This is a genomic window from Amaricoccus solimangrovi (genome assembly GCF_006385685.1).
In the GTDB taxonomy this organism is placed as follows: Bacteria; Pseudomonadota; Alphaproteobacteria; order Rhodobacterales; family Rhodobacteraceae; genus Amaricoccus; species Amaricoccus solimangrovi.
Genome location: NZ_VFRP01000004.1, coordinates 17,190 through 35,927, shown reverse-complemented (window position 1 = coordinate 35,927; position 18,738 = coordinate 17,190). Strand labels below are relative to the sequence as shown.

Here is an 18,738-nt window from a genome sequence, read left to right as displayed (position 1 = left end):
TGTTCTTGTCTCGTCATGTTAACCGCTTCAGGCGGCTAACATGAGTCAAAAGTGATTCGGCGTCAAAGTCGAAAGTGAATCAAGGACTTAACTATTTTTTCCACACAAGATGTTGTGTATCGGCCGGAAGGAGCGCCGATGATGTGGGGTAATTCCGAGGCGCGCCAGCCCGGATTGGTGCGCCCTGGTGCCATAGCCCATGTTGCTCTCCCAGCCGTAGCCGGGGAAGTCGCGGGCGAGTTCGGTCATCATCCGGTCGCGGGTGACCTTGGCGATCACCGAGGCCGCGGCGATCGAGAGCGCGCGCCCGTCGCCCCCGACGATCGCGCGTCCCTCGCAGGGCAGGCCGGGGGGCAGATGCTTGCCGTCGATCAGCGCGACGGCGGGCGGCGTGCCGAGCGCCGCGAGCGCGCGGCGCATCGCGAGGAAGCTCGCCTGGAGGATGTTGATCTCGTCGATCTCCGCGACGCTCGCGATGCCGACGCCCCAGCGGGCGCTCACGATGAGCTCGTCATGGAGCGCCGCGCGCCGCGCCGCGGGCAGGCGCTTGCTGTCGTCGAGTCCGGCGGGGATCGCGGTCACGTCGAGGATCACGGCCGCGGCGACCACCGGGCCGGCCCAGGGCCCGCGGCCGACCTCGTCCACGCCGCAGACCGGCGCGGCGCAGCTCATCTCGTGGCTGAGATCGGGAAGGGGGCGGACGGCCGGCGCGGGGGCGACGGGCATCGCTCCGGCCTCGGCCGGGGCGGCGATGGTGTCGGAGCGGGCACGCACGGAGAGGGCCGGTCGCGCGGTCCTCAGCGGCCGCCGGCGCGGCGGTCGCGGCGGGCCGACATGGGCTGGAAGGCGACCGCGACATGCGTCTCGCAATAGGGCTTGCCGGGCTGCGACGGCAGGCCGCAGAACCAGAAATCATCGGTCGCCGGATCGCCGACCGGCCATTTGCAGGTCCGCTCGGTCAGCTGCATCAGCGAGAGCTTGCGCGCCTTCTTCGCCACCTCGGCGAGATTGGCGAGCGCCTCGGGGCTGATCTCGTTCTGCGCGGGCTGCGGCGGCAGCGGCTGGCCCATGACGGGCTTCGGGCGCTGCGTCGGGACGGGCGCGGCCGCTTCCTTGACGGGCGGGCGCGGGGCGGCCGCCGCGGGGGGCGCGGCGGGCCGGGACGGCTCTGGCACTTCCTGTTCCTCCTCGGCCGGCGGCGCGGCCTGTTCCATCGGGGCGGCGGCCTCGGCGGCGGCCGTGTCCTCGTCGGGATGTTCCGAACCCGGGCCGCGGTTCGACAGGCCCAGGCGATGCACCTTCCCGATCACCGCGTTGCGCGTCACCCCGCCCAGTTCCTTGGCGATCTGGCTCGCGCTCTTGCCCTCGGACCACATGACCTTGAGCATTTCCACACGTTCGTCGGTCCAGGACATAGGCCGGATCTCCAGGCAAGACTCGTTTGACGGGGTGATGGCCGGGGGCCTCCAACTTGGCCTCTATTCTAGTCACCGGCGCCGCGGTTACAAGGGAGACCGGCGTCGAACCGGCCCGCGGCGTGTCCCGCGAGTTGACTCGGCCGGCCGCTTCGGGCCAGAAGAGCGCCCTCGCGCCCCGCGTTCCAGGCCGCCCGCGGGGCAATCGCATTTCCGCGGCCACCGTTTCGGGAGTTCGACCCCATGATCTCGCCCGTCCTGCCGACTTACGCGCGGGCTCCCATGTCCTTCGTCGAAGGAGAGGGATCCTGGCTGATCGAGGAAAGCGGGGAGCGCTATCTGGACCTGGGCGCCGGCATCGCCGTCACCGTCCTCGGCCACGCGCATCCCGCCCTCGTGCGTGCGCTGGAGGAGCAGGGGCGACGTCTCTGGCACACGTCGAACCTTTACCGGATCCCGAACCAGGAGGCGCTCGCCGAGCGGCTGGTTGCCCATACCTTCGCCGACACCGTCTTCGTGACCAATTCGGGCACCGAGACGATCGAATGCGCGGTCAAGATGGCGCGCAAGCATTTCTCGGAGAAGGGCGAGCCCGAGCGCTACCGGATCATCACCTTCGAGGGCTCGTTCCACGGCCGCTCGAGCGCGGCGATCGCGGCCTCGGGCGCGGAGAAGATGGTCAAGGGCTTCGGCCCGGTCCTGCCCGGTTTCGACGTGGTGCCCTTCCTCGATCTCGACGCGGTCAGGGCAGCCATCGGGCCGGAGACCTGCGCGATCCTGATCGAGCCGGTGCAGGGCGAGGGCGGCATCCGCCCGGCCTCGCGCGAGGATCTGCGCGCGCTCCGCGCGCTCTGCGACGAACACGGGCTCCTGCTGATCCTCGACGAGATCCAGTGCGGCATGGGCCGGACCGGCAAGCTCTTCCACCACGAATGGGCGGGCATCACGCCCGACATCATGACGGTGGCGAAGGGGATCGGTGGCGGCTTCCCGCTCGGCGCCTGCCTCGCGACCGAGAAGGCGGCTTCCGGCATGGGGCTCGGCACGCATGGCTCGACCTATGGCGGCAACCCGCTCGCCTGCGCGATCGGCAACGCGGTGATGGACATCGTCGCGGAGGAGGAATTCCTCGCCGGGGTGAACCGCGCCGCCGGACGGCTGCGCCAGGGGCTCGAAGGGCTCGTCGCCGCGCATCCGGACATCTTCGACTCCGTCCGGGGCGAAGGGCTGATGCTCGGGATCAAGTGCCGCGCGGTGAACGCCGAGGTGGTGAAGGCGGGCTACGCCGAGAAGGTGCTGACCGTCGCGGGCGCCGACAATGTCGTGCGGCTGCTGCCGCCCCTCAACATCTCCGACGCCGAGATCGACGAGGGGCTGCGCCGCCTCGACGCGGCGGCGGTGGCGCTCGAGAGCGCGAAGGCGGCCGCGTCATGAGGCATTTCCTCGACCTGCACACCACCCCCGCGGAGGATCTGCGGGGGATCCTCGATCTCGCGCGCGCGATGAAGAGCGCGCGCGGCGAGGCGCCGAAGGGCCGGCCCGACGCGGAGCAGCCGCTCGCGGGCCGCGTCGTCGCGCTCATCTTCGAGAAGCCCTCGACCCGGACCCGCGTCAGCTTCGACGTCGGCGCGCGGCAGATGGGGGGCGAGACGCTGGTGCTCTCCGGCGGCGAGATGCAGCTCGGCCATGGCGAGACCATCGCCGACACCGCCCGCGTGCTCTCGCGCTTCGTCGACCTGATCATGATCCGCACCTTCGAGGAGACGACGCTGCTCGAACTGGCGGAGAACGCGACGGTGCCGGTCATCAACGGACTGACCGACGCGAGCCATCCCTGCCAGATCATGGCCGACGTGATGACCTACGAGGAGCATCGCGGCCCGATCGCGGGGCGCAAGGTCGTCTGGGTCGGCGACGGCAACAACGTCTGCGCCTCCTTCCTGCACGCGGCCGGCCAGTTCGGCTTCGACCTCACCTTCGCCGGGCCGCGGGAATTCGATCCCGCCCCGGCCGCGGCCGACTTCGCGCGCGGCAAGGGCGTGAAGGTGGAGATCGAGCGCGACCCCGCCCGCGCGGTCAGGGGCGCCGATCTGATCGTCACCGATACCTGGCTCTCGATGCACGACGCCCAGAGCGCGCGGGAGCGGCGCTACAAGCTGCTGCGCCCCTATCAGGTGAACCAGAACCTGATGGACGCGGCCCGGCCCGACACGCTCTTCATGCACTGCCTGCCGGCGCACCGCTCCGAAGAGGTGACGAACAAGGTGATGGACGGGCCGAATTCGGTCGTCTTCGACGAGGCGGAGAACCGGCTGCACGCGCAGAAGGCGATCATGCGCTGGTGCCTCGGCGTCTGAGCCGCGCGGGCCGGGCGGAACGGCCGCCCGCCCCCCGCGTTCTTCCTCCGACGCGCAATGGAGGAATTCACCATGCCAGCCAAGTCCAAGGCCCAGCAGAAGGCGGCCGGCGCCGCCCTCTCGGCCAAGCGCGGCGATACCAGGGTCTCCGACCTCAAGGGCGCCTCGCACGAGATGTACGACTCGATGAGCGAGGACCAGCTCGAGGATTTCGCCTCGACGAAGCGCGAGGGCAAGCCCGAGCACGTCGCCGAGAAGAAGTGACCCCCCGCGAGGCCGGATCCCGCTACCCCGCCATCCGCGCGATGGTGCGGTCGCGCAGGACCGCGTCGTGGAAGATCGCCATCGCGACATGGCCGCCGACGAGGACCAGCAGCGCCCAGGCGAGCGGCCCGTGCAGCGCGCTCGCCGGCGCCACCATCCAGTCGATCCGCGTCCCGGTCGAGGGGATGACCTGCCAGAGGCCGAAGGCGTTCAGCCCCCGCCCCGAGCCATAGGCGCGCAGGAGCGCGAGCGCGGGGACGATCGCCATCAGCGCGTAGAGGGCGAGGTGCCCGGCCCGCGCCGCCCGCCCGAGCAGGTCGGTGCCGTGCGGGCGCCGGAGGCTCCGGCTGAGGAGCGCCCAGCCGCCCCGCGCGAGCAGGAGGACGAAGATCAGCGCGCCGAAGGGCGAATGCGTGGTCTTGAAGGCATCCGCCAGCGCGCTCTTCTCCGCGATGCTTTCCGCGGCGACGCCGAGGAACTGCCAGAGGATCAGCGCCGCCATGCTCCAGTGCAGCGCCCTGCTGACGCGCCCGTAACGTTCCGGGGTATCCTTCAATCCGACTGCCATCTCGCGACTCCCGCCATGTTGCAACGCACACTGGAACGGATGGCATAGGCCGATCCGTCGCCGGACCGGCTTCACGAAGCCGTTGGCGCGGCGTTCCGTCGCGGGGCTAGGCGCCGGCGAACCGGGCCTCGAGTTCCTCGCGCCGCGCATCCTCGACCTTGGCGAAGAGCACGTCGGGCACCGTGAAGGGATGCCCGCCCGCGAGCGTCCCGAGCGTCTCGGCGAGCGTCCCGGGCCAGCTCGCATCGGGATTGAAGAGCGCGGCCAGCATTTTCTCCGACGTGTCGGGCAGGAACGGGCGGCTCAGCACGGCGTAGAGCCGGATCAGGTTGAAGGCGAAGCGGGTGATCGCCGCGGCCCGGTCGGGATCGGTCTTGAACGCCGCCCAGGGCGCGGCGGATTGCAGGTATTCGTTGCCCGTCACCCAGAGCCCGCGCAGTTCCTGCGCCGCCTTGCGCAGCTCGATCGCCTCCATCGCCGCCTCATAGGCCGCGAGCCGCCGCGCGAGCTCCGCGACCACGGTCGCCTCCTCCGGCCCGTAGTCGCCGCCCGCGGGGATGGTCTCGCCGAAGCGGGAGCGGGCGAATTTCGTCACCCGGCTCACGAAATTGCCGAGCACGTCCGCGAGATCCTTGTTCACCCCGCCCTGGAAGCTGTCCCAGGTGAAATTCGCGTCCGATCCCTCGGGCACGTTCGACATCAGCCACCAGCGCCAGTAGTCGGAGGGGAAGATGTCCAGCGCCTGGTCCATGAAGATGCCGCGGCCCTGGCTGGTCGAGAACTTGCCGCCGTCGTAGTTGAGGTAGTTGAAGCTCTTGATGTAGTCGACGAGCTTCCAGGGCTCCGCCCCGTCGTAATTCGCGCCGAGGATCGTCGCGGGGAAGGAGAGCGTGTGGAAGGGCACGTTGTCCTTGCCCATGAATTCGACGTAGCGCACGTCCTCCGCGCCGAGATCCTCGCGCCACCAGCGCTCCCAGGCCTCGTCGTCGAGCCCGTTCGCATCGGCCCATTCGGCGGTCGCCGCGATATACTCGATCGGCGCGTCGAACCAGACGTAGAACACCTTGTCCGCCATGCCGGGCCAGATCACGTTGCCGCGCTTCACCGGAATGCCCCAGTCGAGATCCCGCGTGATGCCCCGATCCTGCAGCCCTTCGCCGTCGTCGAGCCACTTGTGCGCGATCGAGGTGGTCAGGACCGGCCAGTCGGTCTTGGAATCGATCCACTCCCGCAGCCGGTCGCGCAGGAGGCTCTGGCGGAGGTAGAGATGCTTGGTCTCGCGGACTTCGAGATTGGTGGAGCCCGAGATCGCGGAGCGCGGCTCGATGAGATCGGTCGGGTCGAGCTGCTTGGTGCAGTTCTCGCACTGGTCGCCGCGCGCGCGCGGATAGCCGCAGTTCGGGCAGGTGCCCTCGATGTAGCGGTCGGGCAGGAAGCGCCCGTCGTCGATCGAATAGACCTGCCGCTCCGAGACCTCCTCGATCAGCCCGGCGTCGGCGAGGCGGCCCGCCATGTGCTGCGTCAGCCGATGGTTGCGCGCGCTCGACGAGCGGCCGAAATGGTCGAAGGAGAGGCGGAACCCGTCCGCGAGGTCCTTCTGCACCTGCCACATCCGCGCGCAGTAGTCCGCGACCGGCTCGCCCGCCTTGGCGGCGGCGAGTTCGGCCGGCGTCCCGTGCTCGTCGGTCGCGCAGATGAACATGACCTCGTGGCCCCGGCCGCGCATGTAGCGCGCATAGACATCCGCCGGCAGCTGGCTGCCGACCAGGTTGCCGAGATGCTTGACGCCGTTGATATAGGGCAGGGCCGAGGTGACGAGTATGCGGGCCATGGTGATCTCTCGCTGACGACAGGCGTCGAATTAAGGTAATCCGCCCCGGCGGACCAGAGCGGATTGGCGAGAGATCCGCGGATTACCCGGCGGTTTCGTCGGCCTTGGCGGGGGAGGGGCCGGTGAGGCGCGGCGGCTGCGGCTTGCCGCCCTTGGTCAGCGGATCCTCCTCGCGGTGGACCGAGCCCTCGAAATGCGCGCCGCTCTCGATCGCGATCGTCTTGTGCACCACGTCGCCCTCGACCTTCGCCGTGGCGCTGAGGCGGATCTTGACGCCGCGCAGGCGGCCGGTGACGCGGCCGTGCACGATGAGCTCGTCCGCGACCACCTCGCCCTTCACCGTCGCGCTCTCGCCGATGATGAGGGTCTGCGCGCGCACGTCGCCGTCGACGGTGCCCTCGACCTGGATGTCGCCGGTCGAGCGGATGTTGCCGGTGACCATGAGATCCGATGAGAGGACCGAGGCGGCGGGCCGGGGCTTGGCGGCGGCGGAGGGGGCGCTTCCCGCCGGGGCGGCGGGGCGGAGATCGCTCGCGGGCTCCGGGGTCGGCTTCGGCTGCGGCACGGGGTCGCTCGGCCGGGACTTACTGAACATGCTGCGCGGCCTCCAGATAGGGCAGCGGGTTCACGGCTACGCCGTTGAGCCTCACTTCATAGTGCAGGTGGACGCCAGTGCTTCGTCCAGTCGTCCCCATATCACCGATCCGGTCCCCGCGCGAGACCCGCTGACCGAGCTTGACGCGGATCTTCGCCTGATGCGCGTAGATGGTCTCGTAGCCGAGGTCGTGGCGGACGCGGACGACATTGCCGTAGCCGCTCTCCCGCCCGGCCGCCGTGACGACGCCATCCGCCGTCGCATAGATCGCCGTGCCCCGGGGGGAGGCGAGATCGATCCCCTCGTGCATCCGCCGCCCCGCGCCCTTCGGGTCGCGCCGCACGCCGAAGGTGCTGGTCAGGCGGAAGGCGTCATGCACCGGCATCGCGACCGGAACCTTGCCGGCGGCGACGCGCAGCAGGTTCAGCCGGTCGAGATCGTTCATCATCGTGTCGAGGCGCGGATCCGCGACGCCGGGGTCGTAGTTGCGGGTCGAGACCGCGGCGCCGACCGGGCCGCCCTCGCCGGAATAGTTCGAGCGCACCGCGTCGATGAGCGCGTCCACGTCGATGTCGACGCTCGACATGGCCGCGCTGAGCGGGCCGAAGGACATGGCCACCGCCTGTTCCACCCGGTCGATCATCTGGTCCCGGCGCTTGTCCGCGATCTCGGCGCTCAGCTTCATGCGCGAGACCTCGCGGCTGAGCGTGGCCGTCCGCTCAGCCGCGGCGTCGCGCGCGGCCGCGGTGTCGCGAAGCTCGGCCGAGAGGACGCGGATCGTGTCGTCGAGATCGCCCGCCGGCGTGGCCGCGGCGACCACTGCCTCCGCCCCGTCCTCCGGAGCGGTCTCGCGCGCGGCGGTCGCGTCGCGCAGCCGGGCGCGCATCGCGTCGAGCGCGGCGGAAAGCTCGCGCTTCTCGCTCTCGGCGGCGAGCAGGTCGCTCTGCTGGCGGCTGATCTGGTCCATCGCGAGCTGGAAGCGCCCCTGCGCCGAGCTCGCCTCATGGGCGCGGCGGTCGCGTTCGGCGGCGAGGTCGTCGAGGCGCTGCTCGTAGGCGGCGCGGAGCGGATCGACCTCGGCCGCGCCCCGGGGCGCCACGGCGCCGCTCAGCAGCGCGGCGGTCGAGAAGGTCATCCAGCCGAGCACCGCGGCGCCGCCAAGGCCGAGCAGAAGCTGGGAGAGCGGGCTGATCGTGACATGGCGGGCTGCGCCATCGCGGTGGACCGTGAGGCGCTTTTCCGGCAGGACCGCGGACAGGCCCCTGGTCTGCCGGCGTTCGGAACCCGCCATGCGTTTACCCCGTCATTGTTTCGATCTTGGAGGCTTCGCCCCTGTTAACGGGTGATTAGGAACACCGTAAACGAATGGCAATGCGACCGCCGCCCCGTCGGCGGAGTTCCGCCGTCGCCGTCGGCGCGCGGAGCTGTGTTCCCGGGGGCCCGCGGGCTCACGAAACCGGCGGAGCCCCGTGATTCCCTTGGCCGTTTGGCAGGCCCCGAACCCCTCCCCGCCCTCCCGCGGCCCGGGATCGGCCGCGGGGGGATTGTAACGCATCTGTAACTTTTCGTGATGGCTCAGAGCGCGCGGAGCGCCGCGAGCACCTCCGCCACATGGCCCGCGACCTTCACCTTCGGCCAGACGCGGGCGATCTTCCCGTCGGCGCCGATCAGGAAGGTCGCGCGGGTCACGCCCAGGAAGGTCTTGCCGTACATCGACTTCTCGCCCCAGACGCCGTAGCGCTCGCAGGTGTCGGACCCCTCGTCGGAGGCGAGGATCACGCCGAGCCGGTGCTTGTCGCGGAACTTCTCATGGCTCGCCACGCTGTCCTTCGAGATGCCGATCACCGGCGCGCCCAGCGCGGCGAAGGCCTCGATCCCGGCGGAGAATTCCACCGCCTCGGTCGTGCAGCCCGGCGTGTCGTCGCGCGGGTAGAAATAGACCACCGCCGGCCCGCCCGCGAAATCGGCGAGCGAGACCGCGCCGCCGCCGTCGCGGGGCAGGGTGAAGGCGGGGGCGGTGTCGCCGGGTTCGAGCATGGCATCCTCCCTTGGGGCTCGCGCGATCTGACCGGGCGGCGGCGCGCGGCGCAAGGGGCCGGTTGTCGCCGGGCCGGGGCGGGCATAAGAGGCGGCCCGCGCGCTGGATCGGGGGAGAGGGAATGCGGCTCGACGATTTCGATTTCGACCTGCCGGAGGACCTGATCGCGCTCCGGCCGCTCCGCCCCCGCCCGGCCTCGCGCCTCTTGGTCGCGGAGCCGGCGCGGATCACCGATTCGACCGTCGCGGCGCTGGGCGACTGGCTCCGGCCGGGCGACCTGCTGGTGCTCAACGACACGAAGGTGATCCCCGCCCGGCTCTCCGGCGTCCGGCGCCGCGCGAACGGCGGCGAGGCGCGGATCGAGGCGACGCTGATCGCGGCCGGCACGGACGGGACCTGGCGCGCGCTGGCGCGGCCGGGCAAGCGGCTCGCGGTCGGCGACCGGATCGCCTTCGGCGAGATCCTCTCGGCGGAGGTGCGCGAGAAGGACGGGGCGGAGGTGGTGCTCGCCTTCGACCAGGCCGGCGAAGGCCTCGACGCCGCCTTGGAGACGGTGGGCGAGATGCCGCTTCCCCCCTACATCGCCGCCCGCCGCGCGCCCGACGCGGCCGACCGCGAGGATTACCAGACCGTCTTCGCGACCCGCCCCGGCGCGGTCGCCGCGCCCACCGCCTCGCTCCATTTCGACGAGGATCTGCTCGGCGCGCTCGCCGCGAAGGGGGTGGGGCAGGCGCGCGTCACGCTCCATGTCGGCGCGGGCACCTTCCTGCCGGTCAAGGTCGAGAACATCGAGACGCACCGGATGCACGCCGAATGGGGCGAGATCGGCGCGGAGACGGCGGCGGCGATCGAGGCGACGCTCGCCGCCGGGGGGCGGGTGATTCCCGTCGGCACCACCGCGCTCCGGCTGATCGAGACGGCGGCGACCGCGCCGGGCCGGATCGCGCCCTGGCGCGGCGACACCGACATCTTCATCCGCCCGGGCTTCGAGTTCCGCGTGACCCGCGGGCTGATGACGAATTTCCACCTGCCCAAATCGACGCTGCTCATGCTCGTCTCGGCGTTGATGGGGGTGGAGCGGATCCGCGAGATCTACGCCCATGCGATCGCCGCGCGCTACCGGTTCTTCTCCTACGGCGATTCGTCGCTGCTGCTGCCCCGCGGGTGACACACCGCCTTTCTTGCCGATTCGTCGTGCTTTCCGGTGAACGCCGCCCCTGTCGCGCGGGGCCGGAATTGCGATAAGGTCACCGCGCCGGGGTCTCGCGGAGGCCCGGGGAAGAAAACGGACGGCCGGGCATATGACGAGCGTGTTGACGAACTCCTGGGCGCTGCTGCTCGGGATGATGTTCCTGATGACCGGGAACGGGATGCAGGGAACGCTGCTCGGCATCCGGGGCGGAATCGAAGGCTTCTCCCCCGCGACCATGGCCTGGGTGATGAGCGCCTATTACGCCGGCTTCCTGCTCGGCACGCGCGTCGTCGCGAACCTGATCCGCCGCGTCGGCCATGTCCGCGTCTTCTCCGCGCTCGCCTCGCTGGTCGCGGCCGCCTTCATCCTCTACGCCGCCGACGCCAACATGGTGCTCTGGGCGGCGATGCGGCTCCTGGTCGGCTTCTGCTACGCCGGGATCTACGTCGTCGCGGAGAGCTGGCTGAACGAGGGGTCGAGCAACGAGAACCGCGGCAAGGCGCTCTCGCTCTACATGATCGTCCAGATGGTCGGGATCATCTCCGCGCAGGGGCTGCTCAACGTCGCCGATCCGGCGGGCTACACGCTCTTCATCATCATGTCGGTGCTGGTCTCGGTCTCCTTCTCGCCGATCCTGCTCTCGGTCAGCCCGGCGCCGCCCTATGCGACCACGAAGCGCATGACGCTGGGCGAACTCTTCCGGATCTCGCCGCTCGGCTGCGTCGGCACCTTCGCGCTCGGCGGCGTCTACGCGGCGACCTTCGGCATGGCCTCGGTCTTCGGCACCGAGAAGGGGCTGAGCGTCAGCGAGATCTCCGCCTTCGTCGCCACGATCTATCTCGGCGGGCTGGTCTGCCAGATGCCGATCGGCTGGGCCTCCGACCGGATGGACCGGCGGATCATGATCGCGGCGCTGACCGCCTTCGGGGCGGCGCTGACCCTGCTCGCGACGATCGCGCCGCCGAATGCCTGGACGCTGCTGCTCGTGGGCTTCCTGATCGGCGGCGTCGCCAATCCGCTCTACGCGCTGCTCATCGCCTATACGAACGACTTCCTCGAATCGGGCGACATGGCCGCCGCCTCGGGCGGGCTGCTCTTCATCAACGGGCTCGGCGCGATCTCGGGGCCCTTCGTGATCGGCTGGCTGATGACGGCGATGGGATCGGGGGGGTTCTTCTTCTATCTCGCCGCGCTCTTCGGGCTCGTCGCGGTCTACGCCGTCTACCGGATGACGCGCCGCGCCTCGCCGGCGGCGGGCGTGGCGGCGAGCTATCCGACCGTCCTGCCGCAGGCCTCGCCCGTCGCGGTCGAGGTGGCGCAGGCCGTGGCCTCCGAGCGGCGGCAGGAGGCCCAGGAGGCCCAGGAGGCCCAGGAGGCGGAGCAGGAGTGAGGGGAGGGCGCGGCGGAGGCATGCCGCGTCTGTGCGAGGAAGGAGAAGGAAGATGGATCATCGCGCGGAGGAGATCCTCGAATTCTGGCTCAGGGACGTGGGGCCGGAGGGATGGTTCACGCCGCCCCCGGGGCTCGACGACGACATCAGGGCGCGTTTCGCCGGTCTCTGGGCCGACGCGCGCGCCGGGCGGCTCGACTGCTGGGCGGTGGAGCCCCGCGGCACGCTGGCGCTCCTGATCCTGCTCGACCAGTTTCCGCGCAACATGTTCCGGGACGAGGCGGGCGCCTTCGCCAGCGACCCGGAGGCGCGCGCGGTGGCCAAGCGCGCGATCGAGAAGGGTCAGGACCGGCGCGTTCCGGAGGCGGAGCGGTCGTTCTTCTACCTGCCGCTCGAACATTCCGAGGCCGGCGCCGATCAGGCGCGCTCGGTCCGGCTCTTCATGACCGTCGCCGATCCGGAACTTCTCGTGCATGCGCGCGCGCATCGCGACGTGATCCGGACCTTCGGCCGCTTCCCGACGCGCAACGCGGCGCTCGGCCGGGTCTCGACCCCGGGCGAGCAGGCCTATCTCGACGAGGGCGGCTACGCCGGGGCGCTCGCCCGCGCCCGCGCGGCCTGAACCGGCTTTCCCCGCGTCACGGTTGACAGCGGGGGACGGCTATACGACGAAAGTCGCGGGTCGGACTGGCCCGCGACGTTCAGATCCGTTAACAGCGCGGGAACACGCGTTTTTCCCCGGGGGTGTGAGATTATGGCCGGCAAGACCTACGACGTGGTGGTGATCGGAAGCGGGCCCGGCGGCTATGTCGCGGCGATCCGTTGCGCGCAGCTCGGGCTCAAGACCTGCGTCATCGAGCGCGAGAATCTCGGCGGCATCTGCCTCAACTGGGGCTGCATCCCGACGAAGGCGCTGCTCCGGACCTCCGAGATCTTCCACCTGATGCACCGCGCGAAGGAATTCGGGCTCAAGGCGGAAAACGTCGGCTACGATCTCGACGCGGTGGTGAAGCGTTCGCGCGGCGTCGCGAAGCAGCTCAATTCCGGCGTCGGCTTCCTGATGAAGAAGAACAAGATCGACGTGGTGATGGGCACGGCGACGCTGGCCGGCGCGAAGAAGGTCTCGGTCACCGGCGAGAAGGGAACCGAGGAGATCACCGCCTCGAAGGCCGTGATCCTCGCCACCGGCGCGCGCGCGCGCGACCTGCCGGGGCTCGAGGCCGACGGCAAGCGCGTCTGGTCCTACCGCCACGCGCTGGTGCCGCCGCACATGCCGAAGAAGCTGCTCGTGATCGGCTCGGGCGCCATCGGCATCGAATTCGCGAGCTTCTACAACACGCTCGGCGCCAAGACGACCGTGGTCGAGGTGCTCGACCGCGTGCTGCCCGTGGAGGACGCCGAGATCTCCGCCTTCGCGAAGAAGCAGTTCCAGAAGCAGGGGATGACGATCCTCGAGAAGTCGACCGTGAAGAAACTCGACCGGAGCGCCGACAAGGTCGTCGCCACGATCGAGACCGGCGGCAAGGAGACGACGGAGGAGTTCGACACGGTCATCTCCGCCGTCGGCATCGTCGGCAATGTCGAGAACCTCGGGCTGGAGGCGGCCGGCGTGAAGGTCGACCGGACGCATGTCGTGGTGGACGAGTTCTGCCGCACCGGGGTCGACGGGCTCTATGCGATCGGCGATCTCGCCGGCGCGCCCTGGCTCGCGCACAAGGCGATGCACGAGGGGGTGATGGTGGCCGAGATGATCGCGGGCGGCCATCCGCATGCGACCCGGCCCGAGACGATCGCCGGCTGCACCTACTGCCAGCCGCAGGTGGCGAGCGTCGGCTACACCGAGGCGAAGGCGAAGGAGCTCGGCTATCAGGTCAAGGTCGGCCACTTCCCCTTCATCGGCAACGGCAAGGCGATCGCGCTCGGCGAGCCGGAGGGGATGATCAAGACGGTGTTCGACGCCAAGACCGGCGAGCTTCTCGGCGCGCACATGGTCGGGGCGGAAGTCACCGAGCTGATCCAGGGCTACGTGATCGGGCGCAAGCTCGAGACGACCGAGGCCGAGCTCATGGACACCGTCTTCCCGCATCCGACGCTCTCGGAGATGATGCACGAGGCCGTGCTCGACGCCTACGGCAAGATGCTCCACATGTGAGACAGGACCGGGGAATATGCATATGCATATTCCCCGTTGTCCCTCGCGGTTTGGCGGATATGCATATGCATATTGGCGGTAGGAAGCGGCGATGACGCGCGATTTTCCGGCGGCCTATCAGGCGGACGAAGGCTCCGCCCTTTCGGTGGACCGCGACTTCTACACCCGTGTCGCAAACGCCGGGCGGAGCCTCGCCGAGAGCTTCGTGGTCCCGATCCGGACCGGGCGCGCCTGGCGGGTGAAGGCGGGGCAGGTGTTCCGGATCGTCGCGCCCGAGGGGCCGCAGGTCGGGGATCTCAACATCTGGAACGCCCACAACCCGCGCGAAAGGCTCTGGGCTTCCCGGACGCGCCAGCTGCAGGCGGCGCATGTGAGCGTCTTCGACAGGCTGTGGTCGACGCTGCCCTATCTCCGTCCGCTGGTCACGATCACGGCGGATTCGCTGGCGGGATACGGGGTGGACGAATACGGCGGCCGGGTGCACGACCTGCTCGGCACGCGCTGCGACCCTTACGTGAACCGGCTGCTGACCGGCGAGGATTTCGACCATCACTGCCATTCGAACCTCGTGCGCGCGGTCGCGCCCTTCGGGCTGACCGAGTTCGACGTGCATGACGTGCTGAACGTGTTCCAGTGCACCGGGCTCAATCACGCGGACCGGTACTTCATGCGCGACTGCCCGGCGAAGGCGGGTGACTATCTCGAGATGTTCGCGGAGCAGGACCTGCTCTGCGCGCTCTCGACCTGTCCGGGCGGCGATCTCTCGATCCGGCTCTGGGGGCCGGACGCGCGCGATCCGCTCGAGGTCTGCCGGCCGCTCGGGATCGAGGTCTACGATCTCGCGGAGGGCACGCTCGACGGGTGGGAGGAGCCGCGCTCGCCGGATTATCGCGGGGCGCATGGGATGAAGCCGCCGACGCCCCCTTGGGGGGAGGCTTGAGGGGAGCGGCTCCGGGGCCGCTGGCCGCCGTCGCGGCCATCCGGAGCGCGCGGGTCGCGTGCGAGTCTTTTTCGAGTGGAGCCGGGCCTGTTGGCCCGGCTCTGACTGCTCTCCAGGTTAGCAAACCTGTACGAGACCGCCGGTCATTTCACGATCAGGTGGTCGGGGCCGTAGGGGAAGCCGGTGATGTTCCGGTTGCCGTCCTCGGTGATGACGAGGATGTCGTGCTCGCGGTAGCCGCCGGCGCCCGGCATGCCCTCCGGGATGGTGATCATCGGCTCCATCGAGATGACCATGCCGGGTTCGAGCACCGTCTCGCAATCCTCGCGCAGTTCCAGCCCCGCCTCGCGGCCGTAGTAGTGGCAGAGCACGCCGAAGGAATGGCCGTAGCCGAAGCTTCGGTAGCGGAGCAGGTCGTGGGAGGCGTAGATCTCGTTCAGTTCCCGCGCGATCTCGGCGCAGGACCTGCCGGGGACGAGCAGTTCCTTGCCGCGGTCGTGAACGGCGCAGTTGACCTCCCAGAGGCGGATGTTCTCGGCGGTCGCGGTCTCGGCGAAGAGCGTCCGTTCGAGCGCGACGTAGTAGCCCGCGACCATCGGGAAGCAGTTGAGCGAGAGGATGTCGCCGCGCTCGATCCGGCGCGAGGTGACGGGGTTGTGCGCGCCGTCGGTGTTGAGGCCGGACTGGAACCAGGTCCAGGTGTCGAGCAGTTCCGCGTGGGGCCAAGTCTTGGCGATCTCGCGCACCATCGTCGCGGTGGAATGGAGCGCCACCTCGTGCTCCGGTGTCCCGACCCGCGCCGCCTCGACGCAGGCCGCGCCGCCGAGATCGGCGATCCGCGCCATCCCGGTGATATGCGCGATCTCCTCCGCCGATTTGACCATCCGGAGCCGCATCGCGGGCGCGGCGATGTCGACGAAGTCGATCTCCGGGAACTCGGCGCGCAGGAGCGCGAAGGTCTCGAGGCTCACATGGTCGAATTCGATTCCGAGCCGCTTCACGCCGGAGGTCAGCTGGCGCACCGCGTGAAACCAGTTGTCCTTCCGCCAGTCGGTATAGGTGACATTGCCGCCGAACGTCCTCCGCGCGGGCTGGCCGCCGTCGATCCCCGCCGAGATCGAGGTGGAGGTGTCATGCGTCACGACGAGGCCGTAGCGGCGGCCGAAGGCGCAGTGGAGGAAGTCCGAGTAGTAGTTGATGTTATGGTAGGAGGTGAGCAGCGCCGCGTCGATCCCGGCCTCCGCCATCCGGCCGCGGAGCGCGGCGAGCCGCCGCGTCATCTCGGCGTCCGAGAAGGTCGGGACCGCCTTCGGGCCGTTCGCGGTGAAATCCTGAAGCCTGTCGCGGGTGAGCATCGCGCCGTCCATGTTCCTCTCTCCGTGCTCGGGTGTGGCGCGAGGATCGGGCCGGAGCGGGCTCTTGTCAAAGGAGGGTTTCTCGGCGCAGCATGAGCGAAATTCATGGAGAGATGCGATGTCGCAGGCTCCGCTCGGCGCGCTGCGCGTCTTCGAGGCGGTGGCGCGCCAGGGTTCCTTCAGCCGGGCGGCGGACGAGCTCTGCGTCACGCAGTCGGCCGTCAGCCATCAGGTGCGCGGGCTCGAGGCATGGCTCGGCGGGCCGCTGTTCGCGCGGCGTGGCAACCGGGCGGACCTGCTGCCGCATGGGGTGGAACTGGCCGCGGCGCTCGGCCGCGCCTTCGGCGAGGTCGAGGCGGCCTGCCGCCGGGCGCGGCGCGCGGGCGGGCCGCCGGCGCTCACGGTCGCGGCCATCCCCTCGATCGCGATCTGCTGGCTGATCCCGCGGCTCGGCGCCTTCCGCGCGCTGGCGCCGGGGATCGAGACGCGGCTCGTCTACGCGTTCCACGGTCAGGCGATCGACTTCGGCGGGATCGACCTGGCCATCGTCTTCGCCGAGACGCCGCCCCGGCCCGCGGGAATGGCGGTGACGCGCCTGCTGCCCGGGCTGACGGTGCCGGTCGCGGCGCCGGGGCTGGGCGGGGAGGGCGATCCCGCCGCGATCCTCCGCGCGGGACTGCTGCACGATTCCGACGAGCGCGGCTGGCGCGCCTGGCTCGACGCGGCGGGCGAGCCGGGGCGCGCGGTGCCGCCGGGGCCGGTCTTCGAGGATTTCAACCTGCTCCGCGCCGCGGCGCTGGCGGGGCAGGGGGTGGCGCTCTGCCCGCTCGCGGTGATCGCGGAGGATCTGCGCGCGGGGCGGCTCGCGCGGCTGCCGGGGCCGGCGATCCGCGCGGAAACGGCCTATTACGCGCTGACCGCCGCCCGGCCGGAACCGGCGCGGGCGGCGGCGGTGGAGCGCTTCCGCCACTGGCTGCTGGCGGCGGCGGCCGAGGGCTGAGGCTTTCGCCGGTTGGCCCGTGCAAACTCCGGCCGGGGGCTCTATATCTGCGGTGAGACACAGACGAAGGTCCCGGTTCGCGCCCGGCGCGGTCCGGCCAATGAGGAGGCCAGAGAGATGGACGACACGACGCTGAGCCAGGACCGCGCCGCCGCGACCGGGGCGAGCCGGCTCGACCAGTTGCGCGACATGACGGTGGTCGTCGCCGATACGGGTGATCTCGCGGCGGTGGCGAAGCTGAAGCCGATCGACTGCACGACCAATCCGTCGATCGTGCTGAAGGCGCTCCAGACCGAGGAATTCGCCGATCACGTCGATCGCGTGGTGAAGGACCATGCCGGCGGCTCGGCCGCCGAGATCGCCGACGCGCTGACGGTCGAGGTCGGGGCCGAGCTCGTGAAGCTCGTGCCCGGCCGGGTCTCGACCGAGGTCGACGCGCGGCTCTCCTTCGACACGCCCGCCTCGATCGAGAAGGCCAGGGCGCTGATCGCGGCCTATGAGGCGAAGGGGATCGGGCGGGAGCGGATCCTGATCAAGCTCGCCTCCACCTGGGAGGGGATCCGCGCCGCCGAGCAGCTGGAAAAGGACGGGATCAACTGCAATCTGACGCTGATCTTCAGCCTCGCCCAGGCGGTGGCCTGCGCCAACGCGGGCGTGTTCCTGATCTCGCCCTTCGTCGGCCGGATCACCGACTGGTACAAGAAGGCGCAGGGCGTTTCCGGTTTCGACCCGGAGGAGGATCCCGGCGTGCTCTCGGTGCGCCAGATCTATGACTACTACAAGTCGAACGGGATCGGCACGGTGGTGATGGGCGCCTCGTTCCGGAACGCCGAGCAGATCGCCGCGCTCGCGGGCTGCGACCGGCTGACGATCGCGCCGGCGCTGCTGACCGAGCTTTCCGAGGATACCCGGCCGCTCTCCCGCGTGCTCTCCGCCGACCAGGCGACCGGCGTGACGCCGATCCCGATGGAGGAGGCGGATTTCCGCTGGATGATGAACGAGGATCCGATGGCGACCGAGAAGCTCGCCGAGGGCATCCGCGGCTTCCACAAGGACAGCGAGACGCTGCTCGGGATCATCGGCAAGCGGCTCGGCTGAATGCGCCCCGCCCCGCCGGTGGCGGGGCGGCTCCACCCGGAGGAGGGATATTCGTGGAAATCATCAGGGCCGGTTCGCGGCCGTCGGGCAAGGGGCCGGCGGAGTGGTTCACCGGAACGGTACGGATCGATCCGCTGCTCAACCCCTTCGATCCCGCGCGGGTCCAGGGCGCGAGCGTGACCTTCGAGCCCGGCGCGCGCACCGCCTGGCACACGCATCCGCTCGGCCAGACGCTGATCGTGACCTCGGGCCTCGGCCGGGTCCAGCGCGCGGGCGGGCCGGTCGAGGAGATCCGGCCGGGCGACGTGGTCTGGTTCGCGCCGGGCGAGAAGCACTGGCACGGCGCCGCGCCGGAGACGGCGATGACGCATATGGCGATCCAGGAAGTGTCGGAAGGACGGGCGGTCGACTGGCTCGACCATGTGAGCGACGCCGAATACGGCGGCTGACCCGGGCGCGGCGGCCTTCCCCGGACGCGCCCCCCACGGTCGCGCCGGGATCCGGGTCCCGCTCATGGTCCGGAAAGGAACCGATCCGCCGGGG

General features: G+C 70.2%; 19 protein-coding genes. 11 read left to right on the top strand and 8 right to left on the bottom strand.

Translation table 11 applies throughout. From position 1 onward, the window contains the following. Positions 1-87: 87 nt before the first annotated feature. Both rnhB and FJM51_RS06385 read right to left on the bottom strand, forming a co-directional pair. Positions 88-726, bottom strand: coding sequence for a ribonuclease HII (rnhB, locus tag FJM51_RS06390; RefSeq protein WP_438502748.1), 639 nt, complete (start codon positions 724-726; stop codon positions 88-90). 71 nt (positions 727-797) lie between these two features. Beyond that, positions 798-1,415, bottom strand: a complete 618-nt coding sequence (locus FJM51_RS06385; RefSeq protein ID WP_140453296.1) for a GcrA family cell cycle regulator — start codon at positions 1,413-1,415, stop codon at positions 798-800. Positions 1,416-1,658: 243 nt separating this feature from the next. Here FJM51_RS06385 and FJM51_RS06380 point away from each other — a divergent pair, with 243 nt between their 5' ends. The 3 genes from FJM51_RS06380 (at position 1,659) to FJM51_RS06370 (ending at position 4,036) form a co-directional block, all read left to right on the top strand. Then, positions 1,659-2,849, top strand: a complete 1,191-nt coding sequence (locus FJM51_RS06380) for an aspartate aminotransferase family protein (RefSeq protein WP_140453295.1) — start codon at positions 1,659-1,661, stop codon at positions 2,847-2,849. Further along, positions 2,846-3,772 (top strand): ornithine carbamoyltransferase, encoded by a 927-nt coding sequence (gene argF / locus FJM51_RS06375; RefSeq protein ID WP_140453294.1) that lies wholly within the window; start codon positions 2,846-2,848, stop codon positions 3,770-3,772. Before FJM51_RS06380 ends, argF begins: the two co-directional genes overlap by 4 nt. A 72-nt stretch (positions 3,773-3,844) precedes the next feature. Next, positions 3,845-4,036, top strand: coding sequence for a DUF3008 family protein (locus FJM51_RS06370; RefSeq protein WP_140453293.1), 192 nt, complete (start codon positions 3,845-3,847; stop codon positions 4,034-4,036). A 22-nt stretch (positions 4,037-4,058) separates the two neighbouring features. On the opposite strand, the gene FJM51_RS06365 is transcribed toward FJM51_RS06370, so the two are convergent. The 5 genes from FJM51_RS06365 to FJM51_RS06345 all read right to left on the bottom strand — a co-directional run bounded on the left by FJM51_RS06365 (position 4,059) and on the right by FJM51_RS06345 (position 9,067). Next, on the bottom strand, positions 4,059-4,604 hold the full coding sequence (locus FJM51_RS06365; protein WP_140453292.1) for a cytochrome b: 546 nt from the start codon (positions 4,602-4,604) through the stop codon (positions 4,059-4,061). Positions 4,605-4,710: 106 nt separating this feature from the next. Then, on the bottom strand, positions 4,711-6,435 hold the full coding sequence (gene metG / locus FJM51_RS06360; protein WP_140453291.1) for a methionine--tRNA ligase: 1,725 nt from the start codon (positions 6,433-6,435) through the stop codon (positions 4,711-4,713). 82 nt (positions 6,436-6,517) lie between these two features. Next, positions 6,518-7,030 carry a bactofilin family protein gene (locus tag FJM51_RS06355; protein WP_140453290.1) on the bottom strand — a complete coding sequence of 171 codons (513 nt, stop codon included), beginning with the start codon at positions 7,028-7,030 and terminating at the stop codon, positions 6,518-6,520. Then, positions 7,020-8,321, bottom strand: a complete 1,302-nt coding sequence (locus tag FJM51_RS06350) for a DUF5930 domain-containing protein (protein WP_140453289.1) — start codon at positions 8,319-8,321, stop codon at positions 7,020-7,022. The genes FJM51_RS06355 and FJM51_RS06350 overlap by 11 nt, the downstream gene beginning before the upstream one ends. Before the next feature lie 284 nt (positions 8,322-8,605). Beyond that, positions 8,606-9,067 carry a peroxiredoxin gene (locus FJM51_RS06345; RefSeq protein ID WP_140453288.1) on the bottom strand — a complete coding sequence of 154 codons (462 nt, stop codon included), beginning with the start codon at positions 9,065-9,067 and terminating at the stop codon, positions 8,606-8,608. 122 nt (positions 9,068-9,189) lie between these two features. Between FJM51_RS06345 and queA the strand changes: the two genes are divergently transcribed. The 5 genes from queA to FJM51_RS06320 all read left to right on the top strand — a co-directional run bounded on the left by queA (position 9,190) and on the right by FJM51_RS06320 (position 14,742). Continuing rightward, on the top strand, positions 9,190-10,236 hold the full coding sequence (gene queA, locus FJM51_RS06340) for a tRNA preQ1(34) S-adenosylmethionine ribosyltransferase-isomerase QueA (protein WP_140453287.1): 1,047 nt from the start codon (positions 9,190-9,192) through the stop codon (positions 10,234-10,236). 133 nt (positions 10,237-10,369) lie between these two features. Further along, on the top strand, positions 10,370-11,650 hold the full coding sequence (locus tag FJM51_RS06335; protein WP_140453286.1) for an MFS transporter: 1,281 nt from the start codon (positions 10,370-10,372) through the stop codon (positions 11,648-11,650). Between the two features lie 52 nt (positions 11,651-11,702). After that, a complete protein-coding gene (locus FJM51_RS06330) occupies positions 11,703-12,272 on the top strand; it encodes a DUF924 family protein (protein ID WP_140453285.1) in 570 nt (189 codons plus the stop codon). A gap of 132 nt (positions 12,273-12,404) precedes the next feature. Continuing rightward, the gene (lpdA, locus tag FJM51_RS06325) at positions 12,405-13,802 is read left to right on the top strand and encodes a dihydrolipoyl dehydrogenase (protein WP_140453284.1); all 1,398 of its coding nucleotides are present in this window, start codon (positions 12,405-12,407) and stop codon (positions 13,800-13,802) included. Positions 13,803-13,893: 91 nt separating this feature from the next. Further along, positions 13,894-14,742 carry an urea carboxylase-associated family protein gene (locus tag FJM51_RS06320; RefSeq protein ID WP_140453283.1) on the top strand — a complete coding sequence of 283 codons (849 nt, stop codon included), beginning with the start codon at positions 13,894-13,896 and terminating at the stop codon, positions 14,740-14,742. A 143-nt stretch (positions 14,743-14,885) separates the two neighbouring features. On the opposite strand, the gene FJM51_RS06315 is transcribed toward FJM51_RS06320, so the two are convergent. Continuing rightward, positions 14,886-16,097 carry an aminopeptidase P family protein gene (locus FJM51_RS06315; protein ID WP_140453506.1) on the bottom strand — a complete coding sequence of 404 codons (1,212 nt, stop codon included), beginning with the start codon at positions 16,095-16,097 and terminating at the stop codon, positions 14,886-14,888. A 118-nt stretch (positions 16,098-16,215) separates the two neighbouring features. Between FJM51_RS06315 and FJM51_RS06310 the strand changes: the two genes are divergently transcribed. The 3 genes from FJM51_RS06310 (at position 16,216) to FJM51_RS06300 (ending at position 18,644) form a co-directional block, all read left to right on the top strand. Further along, positions 16,216-17,097 (top strand): LysR substrate-binding domain-containing protein, encoded by an 882-nt coding sequence (locus FJM51_RS06310; protein WP_140453282.1) that lies wholly within the window; start codon positions 16,216-16,218, stop codon positions 17,095-17,097. 117 nt (positions 17,098-17,214) lie between these two features. Then, entirely contained in the window at positions 17,215-18,195 is a 981-nt protein-coding gene (tal, locus tag FJM51_RS06305) for a transaldolase (RefSeq protein ID WP_140453281.1), read from the top strand. A gap of 53 nt (positions 18,196-18,248) precedes the next feature. Beyond that, positions 18,249-18,644, top strand: a complete 396-nt coding sequence (locus FJM51_RS06300; RefSeq protein ID WP_140453280.1) for a (R)-mandelonitrile lyase — start codon at positions 18,249-18,251, stop codon at positions 18,642-18,644. Positions 18,645-18,738 lie beyond the last annotated feature (94 nt).